Source organism: Negadavirga shengliensis (assembly GCF_042652345.1).
GTDB classification, from domain to species: Bacteria; Bacteroidota; Bacteroidia; order Cytophagales; family Cyclobacteriaceae; genus Negadavirga; species Negadavirga shengliensis.
The window spans coordinates 1-11,595 of record NZ_JBHSJJ010000012.1 but is presented as its reverse complement, the minus strand read 5'-3'; the positions used below and the strand labels follow the sequence as shown (position 1 = coordinate 11,595).

Annotated in this window: 11 protein-coding genes; 10 read left to right on the top strand and 1 reads right to left on the bottom strand. The window is 45.0% G+C overall.

Annotated features, from left to right (window positions below; genetic code table 11):
• Position 1 precedes the first annotated feature (1 nt).
• The 6 genes from ACFPFU_RS18235 (at position 2) to ACFPFU_RS18210 (ending at position 6,694) form a co-directional block, all read left to right on the top strand.
• Positions 2-1,069: a LacI family DNA-binding transcriptional regulator gene (locus ACFPFU_RS18235; RefSeq protein WP_377066718.1), complete on the top strand. Its 1,068-nt coding sequence runs from the start codon at positions 2-4 to the stop codon at positions 1,067-1,069.
• A 40-nt stretch (positions 1,070-1,109) separates the two neighbouring features.
• Positions 1,110-2,375, top strand: a complete 1,266-nt coding sequence (gene dgoD, locus ACFPFU_RS18230) for a galactonate dehydratase (RefSeq protein WP_377066716.1) — start codon at positions 1,110-1,112, stop codon at positions 2,373-2,375.
• Between the two features lie 136 nt (positions 2,376-2,511).
• Positions 2,512-3,867, top strand: coding sequence for an enolase C-terminal domain-like protein (locus ACFPFU_RS18225; RefSeq protein ID WP_377066714.1), 1,356 nt, complete (start codon positions 2,512-2,514; stop codon positions 3,865-3,867).
• 753 nt (positions 3,868-4,620) lie between these two features.
• On the top strand, positions 4,621-5,277 hold the full coding sequence (locus ACFPFU_RS18220; RefSeq protein ID WP_377066712.1) for a hypothetical protein: 657 nt from the start codon (positions 4,621-4,623) through the stop codon (positions 5,275-5,277).
• A gap of 15 nt (positions 5,278-5,292) precedes the next feature.
• Positions 5,293-5,541, top strand: coding sequence for a hypothetical protein (locus ACFPFU_RS18215; RefSeq protein ID WP_377066710.1), 249 nt, complete (start codon positions 5,293-5,295; stop codon positions 5,539-5,541).
• 622 nt (positions 5,542-6,163) lie between these two features.
• Positions 6,164-6,694: a GNAT family N-acetyltransferase gene (locus ACFPFU_RS18210; protein WP_377066708.1), complete on the top strand. Its 531-nt coding sequence runs from the start codon at positions 6,164-6,166 to the stop codon at positions 6,692-6,694.
• A 637-nt stretch (positions 6,695-7,331) separates the two neighbouring features.
• Here ACFPFU_RS18210 and ACFPFU_RS18205 read toward each other — a convergent pair.
• Positions 7,332-7,817 carry a dihydrofolate reductase family protein gene (locus ACFPFU_RS18205; RefSeq protein ID WP_377066706.1) on the bottom strand — a complete coding sequence of 162 codons (486 nt, stop codon included), beginning with the start codon at positions 7,815-7,817 and terminating at the stop codon, positions 7,332-7,334.
• A 204-nt stretch (positions 7,818-8,021) separates the two neighbouring features.
• On the opposite strand from ACFPFU_RS18205, the gene ACFPFU_RS18200 reads away from it, so the two are divergent.
• The 4 genes from ACFPFU_RS18200 (at position 8,022) to ACFPFU_RS18185 (ending at position 11,457) form a co-directional block, all read left to right on the top strand.
• Positions 8,022-8,381 carry a winged helix-turn-helix transcriptional regulator gene (locus ACFPFU_RS18200; protein WP_377066704.1) on the top strand — a complete coding sequence of 120 codons (360 nt, stop codon included), beginning with the start codon at positions 8,022-8,024 and terminating at the stop codon, positions 8,379-8,381.
• 516 nt (positions 8,382-8,897) lie between these two features.
• Positions 8,898-10,040, top strand: a complete 1,143-nt coding sequence (locus ACFPFU_RS18195; RefSeq protein ID WP_377066702.1) for a tyrosine-type recombinase/integrase — start codon at positions 8,898-8,900, stop codon at positions 10,038-10,040.
• A 101-nt stretch (positions 10,041-10,141) separates the two neighbouring features.
• Positions 10,142-11,326: a hypothetical protein gene (locus ACFPFU_RS18190; RefSeq protein ID WP_377066700.1), complete on the top strand. Its 1,185-nt coding sequence runs from the start codon at positions 10,142-10,144 to the stop codon at positions 11,324-11,326.
• On the top strand, positions 11,323-11,457 hold the full coding sequence (locus ACFPFU_RS18185) for a hypothetical protein (RefSeq protein ID WP_377066698.1): 135 nt from the start codon (positions 11,323-11,325) through the stop codon (positions 11,455-11,457). The genes ACFPFU_RS18190 and ACFPFU_RS18185 overlap by 4 nt, the downstream gene beginning before the upstream one ends.
• Positions 11,458-11,595: the final 138 nt, after the last annotated feature.

The following is an 11,595-nucleotide window of genomic DNA, read 5'->3' as shown; positions in this document are numbered from 1 at the left end:
TATGCCTGGATTTCGAGCCTTTCATCGGTTTTCAATGACTTATAAAAAGAAAATTTCATTAAAAGATATCGCGAAAAAAGCCGGTGTGTCTACTGCGTTGGTTTCTTATGTGCTTAATGGGAAGGAGAAAGAAAGCCGTGTAGGGATAGCGATGACCGAAAAAATAAGAAAAATCGCGCAGGATCTTAAATACAAACCCAATTATGTAGCAAAAAGCTTACGGAGTGGCAAGACGCTGACGATAGGATTGATTATTGCAGACATTGCCAATCCTTTTTTCGCCAATATTGCCAGGGTAGTAGAGGACCAGGCCAAAAAATCGGGATATACCGTCTTAATAGGAAGTTCGGATGAGAAACCCGAAAATTTTAAAGATCTTATCAATGTTTTTGTCAACCGGCAAGTGGATGGTTTGATCATTGTCTGTACCGAAAAATCCTCCAAACAGATCCGGATATTGCAGGAAAAAAATTATCCCTTTGTGCTTTTGGACCGGTACTTCCCTGAATTGGATACGGATTATGTCTCTATCGACAGCCATCAGGCCTCCTTTTCGGCTACGGACCATTTGCTGAAAAACGGATTTCATAAAATAGGCTTCATAGGATATGAATCGGAACTTTTCCATATGCAGGAAAGGAAGCGTGGCGTAATCAGCGCCCTTGAGGAAGCAGGTATTCAACCAAAGGAAGCGTGGTTTAAAGATATCGGTTTTGATAAAGTAGAAACGGATATGAAGAATGCGATGAACGAAATGCTCCGAGCAGAGGATCCGGTTCATGCCGTTGTCTTCGGTACTTATCGCTTGGCCATTAATGGATTAAAATACATCAGACAGTTGAAGATCAAAATACCCCAGCAGCTTGCTATTGTGAGTTACGGACAGGCCGAAAGCTTTGAATTATATGAGTGTCCGATTACCTATCTCGAACAACCGCTGGGTGAATTGGGAAGGAAAGCGGTAGAGTTATTGATCTCAAAGCTTCATGATCCCCAACGTCAGTCTCAAAGAATTTTAATGGAAACGAAATTAAAAATCGGAGAATCATCCAAATTACCTCATCCATGACTTTTGTAGTGTGCAAATTAAAATTAACTAATCATAAACCATGAAAAAACCACCCATCAAGCAAAACAGGGTTGGCAAGTCATCCACTGTTTCCCGCCGGTCCGCCATACAGTCGGTGCTTGGTCTGGCGGGGACCAGTCTTTTGCTCCCGCTTTCTTCCTATGCCCACCAGCCTGCTGCCAAAAAGGAGCCTGGGCAGGTGAGGATCAGCCGGTTGGAGACGTTTCTGGTGAAACCCCGCTGGATATTTCTGAAAATCCATACCGACGAAGGTGTCGTGGGTTTGGGCGAGCCGCTGCTGGAAGGCAGGGCGCTGACCATACAGACGGCCATCAAGGAGATTGAGCCCTACCTGGTCGGAAAGGATCCCCGGCAGGTGGTCCACCACTGGCAGGCCATTTACCGGCATGCTTTTTACAGGGGAGGGCCCATCCTTACCAGTGCCCTGAGCGGGATCGACCAGGCATTGTGGGACATCAAAGGAAAACTGTTGGGCGTGCCGGTGTATGAACTTTTTGGCGGCCCCACCCGGGACAGGGTGCGCATCTACGGAAGGGCCAGCAATGCCGAAGATATGAAAAAGCGCAAGCAGGAAGGCTATACCGTCATCAAAACCGGCGTGGCCAAAAAACAGCCTGCCGGCATCGTGGAAAATCCTGCCTTTGTCAAATACGCGATAGACAATTTTGCCTCACTGAGAGAGGCCGGAGGGGATGAGATGGATATCGGCATTGATTTTCACGGCGCCATCTCCCCGCAAACGGCCAAATTGCTCATCAAAGAACTGGAACCCTTTCAGCCCATGTTCATTGAAGAGCCGTGCCAGGCACAGAACGTGGATGTGATGGCGGACATTGCCAGAGGCACCCACCTGCCGATTGCCACCGGGGAGCGGATCTTTACCAAGTGGGGCTTCCGGGAAATCCTGGAGAAAGGGGCTGCCAGTATCCTGCAACCCGACATCTGCCATGCGGGTGGCCTGACGGAGTGCCGCCTGATTGCCGGCATGGCCGAGGCTTACTACGCGGCCATTGCCCCTCACAATCCTATGGGGCCGATTTCCCTGGCCTGTGGCCTGCACCTTGCCGCCAGCATCCCCAATTTCCTGGTACAGGAACAGGTGTCTTTGGGGGAGGGGTATCTGAAGAATCCCTTTAAACTGCAATCAGACGGCAGCGTCATGATCCCCCAGGGACCGGGACTGGGTGTGGAATTGGATGAAGATGCCCTGGAAGACAAGATCGGCCATGACTGGAAAAACCCAGAGTCCTACCATCCCTTCGACGGATCCGTGGTGGACTGGTGAAGAAGCGTTTCACCTCATGAACCTGATGACAGGATTATGCAACAAATTAAAATAATAACCATAACGGGAAACACCAGCAGCGTTTCGGATTTTGCACTTCCGGCCTGACGTTTCCCTAAACCATTAAAATAAAAACATGAACAAGTTTACCCAAAACACCAGAAGAAAAGTACTCAAAGGCCTTGGATTGGGGTCCATGGCCGGCATGCTGGGGCTTTATCCCGGCGCACAGGCCAAAGCAGCTGTAGCAGAAAAAGAGACACCTTCCTACATGAGGGGCCTGCCACCATTGAAAATCACCAACGTCAAGGCCATCGGCACCGCTCCCAGCGGCTCGAACCTGATCGTGGTCAAGGTGGAGACTTCCGAACCGGGCTTGTATGGCCTGGGCTGCGCCACCTTTACCCAGCGGGCCTTTACGGTCATCACCGCCGTAGAAAAATACCTGCAGGAATTCTGCGTGGGCAAGGATGTGGACAACATCGAGGACATGTGGCAGTCAGCCTATGTCAGCTCCTACTGGCGAAACGGACCGGTGCTGAACAATGCCATCAGCGGCCTGGATCAGGCCCTGTGGGACATCAAGGGCAAGCGGGCCAACATGCCTGTTTACCAGTTGTTGGGTGGAAAGTGCCGTTTTGCCATCCCCTGTTATTCCCACGCCAGCGGCAAGACCCCCGAGGAAGCCGCCGACAGTGTCACCAAATTCATGGAGGAAGGCTACAAGTACATCCGCATCCAGCAGGGCGGCTATGGGGGCACGGGGCTTACGGATGAGCCCGATTTTAAGAAGGCCGAATTCGGGATCCCTTCCGACCAGTACATGGACCAGGGCAGGTACATCCGCTCCGTGCCCAGGCTTTTCGAAGAGGTGCGCAAGCAGTGCGGGGAGGAAGTGGAGCTCCTGCATGACATCCATGAGCGGCTGGATCCCATCGACGCCATCAACGTGGTCAAAAGCACCGAGCCGTACCGGCCCTTCTTTATCGAAGATCCTTTTTCACCCGAACAGATGGAGTGGTTCAAAGAACTCCGGAAAATCACCTCGGTGCCCATTTCCATGGGTGAGTTGTTCAACAACATCAACGAGTTCAAGGAACCTATGGTCAACCGTTTGTTTGACTATATCCGTATCCACATTTCCCAGATTGGGGGCATCACGCCCGCCATGAAGGTGGCCAGGCTGGGCGAGTTTTATGGCATCAAGACCGCCTGGCACGGGCCGGGGGATGTGTCGCCGGTGGGACACGCCGCCAATGCCCATATCGATTTCGCGGTGTGGAATTTCGGCATTCAGGAGGCCGCCAGGATTTCGGACCTGTCGCGGGAGATTTTCCCCGGTTCCCCGACCATGAAGGATGGCTACATGTATGTGAACGAGGTGCCCGGCCTGGGCGTGGACATCAACGAAAAGCTCGCCGCCAAATACCCCATGTTCACCAAGTCCAACTGGACGGTAAGGAAGCATGACGGCACGATCATACGGCCGTAACGTGAATGGGGGATTATTTTCGTTCGATTTTCTGTTCCCTGTTCCCGGTTCTCTGTTTCCTGAGTACTCCGTGAAAAGTGAATAGGGAAAAGTTAATGGGGGATTTCGTCCGATTTTCTGTTCTCTGTTCCCGGTTTCCTGGCTCGCTGAATACTGAGTTAAAAGTGAATAGGGAAAAGGGAATGGGGGGATTTTGTTCGATTTTCTGTTCCCTGTTCCCGGTTCTCTGTTTCCTGAGTACTCCGTGAAAAGTGAATAGGGAAAAGGGAATGGGGGATTTCGTCCGATTTTCTGTTCCCTGTTCCCGGTTCTCTGTTTCCTGAATACTGAGTTAAAAGTGAATAGGGAAAAGGGAATGGGGGGATTTCGTCCGATTTTCTGTTCCCTGTTCCCGGTTCTCTGTTTCCTGGATACTGAGTTAAAAGTGAATAGAGAATGGGGAAAAGTTCCGCCCGATTCCCTGTTCCCTGAATAACGGTTATTATTTCACCATAGATGTAAAGCCCCCATTTTTTATGGCAGGCAACCTCCATGCCTTCTTTTGAGAAAGGGGAAATGGAACCTGAACCATATTTCCCAGGCCCATGCCAGTAGCAAAAATCGTATTGCCCCCAAAGTCTCGGCAATAGGTTTGATTTTGGGGGAGGTAATGTTTAGAAAACTATGAATTTATTTTGAGTTTTGGTTTTTTTAGTTAAGTTTGGTATCACATCAGCTGATTGTTTTATCTATTAACCTTTAAATTTTGTAATTATGAAAATCTGTTTAAACTATCGTCTGTTGCTTTTTGCATTGGTTCCTGTTACTTTTTCTTGTCAACAGGATATTTATGAAGAATTCGAAGAAGTGGATTTGTTTATTATTTCATCCGCTGGTCATCTTGACAAAGAGCCAATAGAAAATTGGCTAAATGCCAATCCAAATGCCCGATATGACTATAACTTTAACACGGCTGATATGGTTAAGATTACAAATACGGAGTATAGCAGAAGCCTTATTTCGGCTCCTTTGAGTAACGATCCTAGCAAAGCGATTTCCTTCTCATTGAATAATTTAGGAGAAGTCAACCTGGCATTCGCGAGTACAACGAGGGTCGAGCGGGATGGAAGTATTTACAACGAAATCCGCACTTTAGAAGGGATGGTTGTAATGAGGTATAGGGATTATAATGACGGCTCGCGGGATATGATTTATTTGAATCCCGATTTGGGTTACGGTACCAGTGGGTGGTTTTCTAAAACTTGGGAGCATGCGAATGATTGTTTCAACAAGTTCCATACTTTTACCGGGTATTCAATTGCTGACTATGGAATATCGCTGGTTTTTAATGCATCTACAAGAGGGCTTTATACGCCACTTTCAATCGTAGTATGTGCAGGGTATGGAGCATTACAGCCAGAAAATCAGTAAATTTAACTGTTAAAAATGAATAGATTAGTTAAGTACCATATTATTACAGTAGGACCTATTGCCTTAATCGGTTATCTGTACTATTTTCAGAATATAGGAAACGGTCTTTTTGCACTTTTGATGGTGCTGTACGCTTTTGTGTACAGGAACATCGTGGATTATAAAAAGCTCAAAAGAAAAGGTTTGGTTACCCGAAAACAATTTATACGTTCATTGGGATTGATCAGCTTCAAATACTACAATGAACTGATGTTTGAGGAATAATCGCCTACGATTTTGTTTAAAAAAGATGGTAGAAACATCCAAATTTTAGTTTCTGCCATCTTTTGCCCTTACCTCTTCCGGGCTTTTATTGAAAGTTTCCATATAGCAAGCTGACCAAATACCACGTCATTGCAATAGGGGCGATGGCTTTTTGCCACCTGCGTTTCCCGGTTCCCATTTCCTGAATATTGAGTTAAAAGTGAATAGGGAAACGGGAATGGGAAGTTTTCGTCCGATTTTCTGTTCCCTGTTCCCGGTTCTCTGTTTCCTGAGTACTCCGTGAAAAGTGAATAGGGAAAAGTTAATGGGGGATTTCGTCCGATTTTCTGTTCTCTGTTCCCGGTTTCCTGGCTCGCTGAATACTGAGTTAAAAGTGAATAGGGAAAAGGGAATGGGGGGATTTTGTTCGATTTTCTGTTCCCTGTTCCCTGTTCTCTGTTTCCTGAATACTGAGTTAAAAGTGAATAGGGAAACGGGAATGGGAAGTTTTCGTCCGATTTTCTGTTCCCTGTTCCCGATTTTCTGTTCCCTGTTCCCTATTTTTCCTTTTCTGAATACTTAGTGAATAGGGAAAAGAGAACAGGGAGATTTTACCTCACCCTGAAACGACACCGTAAACAGCATGACAGAACGGATAAATATAAGACAAGAAACAAAAGACGACTTTTCAGCAGTTTTTGAAGTAAACCACCTGGCTTTCGGACAGGACAGCGAGGCAAAATTGGTGGATGCTTTAAGAAATAACCCGGTGGTTTTTGTTCCGGAACTTTCAATTGTCGCAACCGAAAGCAATCAAACGGTGGGGCACATTCTGTTTACCAAAATCAACATAATAGACGACCAGGGAGAGGCTCATGAAAGTTTGGCCCTTGCACCCATGGCGGTAAGACCTGAATTTCAAAAATGCGGAATAGGCGGACAACTCATAAGAAAGGGATTGGAAGTAGCAAAAGGTTTGGGATTCCAGTCGGTCATCGTATTGGGACACGAACACTATTACCCAAAATTTGGATTTGAACCAGCCGAAAAATGGAATATCAAAGCACCGTTTGAAGTCCCTTCCAACGTTTTTATGGCCATTGAGTTGGTAAAGGACGGGCTTAAAAACATTTCGGGAAGGGTAGTTTACCCAAAGGAATTCGAAACAGTATGAGAAGACCTCATATTGCTGATAAAGAGTGGTGAAGGCACCCACGCCGGTCTGCATGGTTTTAAGGCCCGATATGCAGCTACAAAATGCCGTTTTGGTGGTATCATGTAACCTTGGGTTTCAACCCCGGGGAAAAAGAGGAACCTTAAACCTTCCCTGGAAATACTGCAGGCACGGTGCATCTTTCTCATGCGGGGGCTGGGATGCCACGCTTCTTTGGGATCAGTTATCGGCCGTGCCTAGGTATGGGACTGGGGTAGAGGGTAGGTAGGCATCGGCTTTGATAGGAATAGGGTATAAAGTATTCTTGCTTCTAACCTGCTTTAATCTTGCTTTAGATTTGGCTTTAACTTGCTTTTAATCGGCCGGTTAATTAAAAACGATTAACAAATGATCGGTACGGGATGCCGGGCTGAGCCGCTTTGCCGCCTTGGATCAAAAAATGCCCTGAAAACTGATTTTTAAAGGTTTTCTGAAGTCCGGATTTGATAGGAGGTAATCCCGCGCAAACCGGGAACGCAGTCTCTTCTTTCAGGTTATCGGCTAGAGAATGCCTGTATTGCTTTAGTAAAATAGCCACGAATCCCCATACAAAGACGTACACCTCAGGGCATTCGTGGCTCTTGGATAAGAGAAGTATTTAGACTGTTCTATAATGGATCTGTACGATGCCGGCGCCGATATGTTGGTGATCTATCAATTCCAACTCGATAAACCTGTCATCGGTAGGGCCTAAATCCAGCCCTTTTGCGATGTAGGATTCGATGTTGATGTACAATTCGTCAATCAGCCCCTCGGTAAGCAGGGCATTGTGCAGGGTAACGCCGCCAATGACAAATGCCTGCGGATAACCTTTCTCCCCCAGGTAATTCAGCATCTCTTGCAGCGAAGCCACTGTTTTTACGCCTTCAAATGAAGCGGTTCTCGAAACCACCACCACATCAAGGCCGGCAAAGGTATCGTCTCCGCCAAAAATTTCATAGGTTCTGCGGCCCATCACAATATTTCCCGCTTCTTTTGCGTGGTTGAAAAGGTCGTTCAGCTCTTCCTGTTTTGGCATTTGCCCGGCATCGCTGTCGCCGTAGTTTCCATTTGCCGTAACAGCAGCATAGAGAATAGTTTTCATCTGTTTATAATTGTTTTTTTAAGGTCAGATGGAATCTCGCATGTTTTATAATCATCCCAGCTTGTGACGATCCCGTCATGCTCGATTTCATATTTTTGCTTTTTTTGGTTATTTAAATCAAATTGGATCCAGTGCAATATACAGGGGTTTCCCCTTATTAGTATATTTGCAACCAATTGTATGGTACTCACATAAATGTAAGTAATGACTAAGGTAAAGGAATCCTCCGTTAATTTTGAGAACAAGCAAACCCTGGCTGCCTGCTGCGCCGTCGTCTATGCCACCGGCCTTATCAGCGGCCAATGGACACTGGCGATATGCTGTGCATTGGAAAAAGGCAGGCTGCGGTTTGGAGAGCTGAAAAAAAGCATCCCCGGAATCACTGAGCGGATGCTTACGCTCCAACTGCGGAAAATGGAAGCCAACAAGCTGGTAAAGCGCACCGTCTATGCCGAGGTGCCACCGCGGGTAGAATATGAAATGACGGATATCACCCGTGAACTCGATCCCATTATCAATGAACTGCAAGCCTGGGGCGAAAGGCATAAGGCGATGATGAAGTGAAAGATTGCGGTACAGGGCAGTGAAGCGTGTTTGTGAATTTTTAGTTTACAGTAAACTAATCTGCCGCATCTGCTGCCAAAAACCTCCTCAGACATGCGTGGGTCCTTGCCCCCCGCTTCTTAAATTTCCTAACGCCGGAAATCCGCAAGGCGGAAATGGCGTTTTTTCCAACTGGGAAAACAGTCTTTTGCTCTACGTGGTCATCAAATGGTCCCATCGGCACTTATGGGTGTAAAAAATTTCATCTTTAATCAATAGCAAAAAAGTAGGGGGCAGGGGATTTCTGACTGGGCGGTACCGGTAGGGTTATCCTTTTTGTATGGTTATTTAAATATATAATAAGGCTTTTTAACGAGTAATGAAGAAAAAATACCGTGAACAGGGGATTTTTAAATTGGAAAATGTTTTTTAGTTTTAGTGAGGGGTTTGGGGATTTGGGAGCCGGGTTTTAGAACAATGAATCAGGTGGGTTTCGAACTAAATTTATATATTGGTTGTACCGACTTTTTGAAAGCGATGTGGAAAACCATTATTCTGGAAAATGGAACTTTAAAAAAGCGTCCGGTAATCCGGCTTGAGTTCCCTTATGACTTTGAGTTAAAAGAATTGGTGAAAGGCTATCCCGGCTGCACCTGGCATGTAAAAGAGAAGGTTTGGGCGGTTCCCTATACGCCTACTCAGCTTGCTTCAATGATGGAATATTTCAGGGGGAAGAAGGTATGGCTGGACTATAGTTTATTTAAGGATGTGGATTTGCCTGAGAGGCACGCTGATTTGCCGGCATTGGAAGATTTTTTAGAAAAGGAAATACAGCGCTTCAGGGACTGGCTGCGAAACAGGCGGTATGCATCATCCACCGTCAAGACCTATTCGGAAGCGGTGGCCTTGTTTTTCAGGTTTTTGGACAACAAGTCTCCGGGAAACATTACCAACGAAGACCTGGAGGTTTTTAACAGGGATTATATTATCAGAAGAAAGTATTCCGCATCCTACCAGTCCCAGGTAATTAATGGGGTGAAGTTATATTGTAGCATTTTGGAGGATAGGCAACTCAACCCGGAACTTATTAAGCGGCCAAAAAAGCCGAAGACATTGCCGAACGTGCTGAGCAAGGAAGAAGTAATGGCGATTCTACAGGCCTTATCAAACACAAAGCACAGGTTTATGCTACTTTTGTTATATTCATGCGGTCTGAGGCGGGGTGAGCTTTTAAATCTGCGGGTTACGGATATCCATACAGACCGGGGTATCGTGACAGTGAGGCGAGGAAAGGGGAACAAAGATAGGATTGTCCGGTTTCCAGAAATGCTAAAAACTCACTTTAACAGCTATTTAAAAACTTATAAACCCGAAAACTATCTGATTGAAGGGCAAGGAGGGGGCAAATACAGTGAGAGAAGCCTGGCTGAAGTCTTACACAATGCGGTAGAAAAGGCAGGCATCAAGAAGCCAGTGACGCCGCATTGGCTACGCCACAGCTATAGTTTACCCCGATTTTTCGGGGCGACCCACCTGCATGAAGGGGGGACGGATATAAGGTATATACAAGAGTTGCTTGGACATCAAAGCAGCAGAACGACCGAAATTTACACCCATGTGAGCAACCGGGAAATCAGGGAGATCCGGAGCCCTATTGAGGACATGGACATTCAAATATAAAAGGAGGCAAAACCGCGCCAAGCCAACAGCATGTTGCAATAGAGCGGGGAAAAACCGCGCCAATAAACGAGTTATGGCACATTATAGAAAGACCGAGCTAAATGACAAACATTCTATTTAGAAAAGAAAAAATATCAATTCAGAATATCGGTCGACAGAGATTTTGGATTGGAATTGTTGCAGGACTGATTTCAGCAATTTCAATTTCGTTATTTTTCAATCATTCAAGAGAATCGCTTAGACTTTTAACAAGTATGTCTGCGGACTTACTGATTTTAAAAAACAATGAACTTCTATTTTTTAATTATTTCTTCTCATTCCTTTCAACTGTATTGGGACTTTCAATCACAATATGGATTTGGATGCAGAACAAGAAACAAAATCGGAGAAAAGACAGAATTTATAAAAATCTTTCAGTCACAAATGTAATTTTGATTTTTTGGGTCATTCTGATGATAATATCTCGGTTTGGCTCAATCTTACCAATTGTTTTATTCGGAACCCCCGGTTACGACAATCATTTAAACCTTTATGAAGAATTTTGGATACTGTTCGTCCTAATACCAATTGTGGTATTTATGCAAAGTTGGTTTACGGTTAGACTTGTCTATCAAGCAGGAAGGTGGATTTTCCTTTCGTTCCTTTTCTGCATACTAACAGCATTTACACTTCAATTATCAACTACAGTTAATCAAGAAAAACTCAACTCAGCATATCACCAAAAATTTGAAAAAGACTACAACTATATTGACCAAGAAATTAAAAATGCAAAGGAAAAATATGGGGTGGACATTAATGAACAGACCATTGAGATTTTGAAAAAACAGATTACTGAAAGTTCTGTGGAACGGATTGCAAGAGTTAAAAGAGCATTTTCTAGTGACAAACCTGTCTCAATGGATACAATAATTCTTCAAAAGATAATTGTCAGAAACCTTAAGGAAGGCGGATGGTATTATTATAGAAGGAACTCAATGGAGAATTGGCGATATGCACTTCCTAACGACATTCTGAAGCAACTTGACTATTTTGACAGTAGCTCAAACGAGACAAAAGAACTTTTCGAGATATTAAGAGAAATGATTGACTTAGTGAATACACCAGAAATACATTGGGAAGAATATCAAAATTTCACAGAAACAGAAAGAAGAAGAAGTTTGGGAGCAAGATATAATATACCTGACCCATTGATTGAACAGTTAAAAGAAGTTCGGACAAGACTATTAGAAGACGACCGATATTCCGATTTTTCAACGAATTTAAAAGTAATAAAAGACAGAGAATGAAAAGAATAACGTGCCATAACATCACCTATACGCAAGCAGGGGTTTCGAGCTTCGTAGGACAGGAAAGTGGTAAATTTGAAGTTCAGTTCTTCGTAGGAAGTTCAGTGGTACAAATCCCTGCCTGCGTATAGCTGAGAACCGTCAGACTGTCTAAAAACCCTGTTCTGTAGGAGATTAAATTTCACACTTTTTCTATGGGATATATAGGGTAATTTTTGTAAATTCTACCATGAAATTCATACAAGGCACCGACCGCACACAGCTTGCCC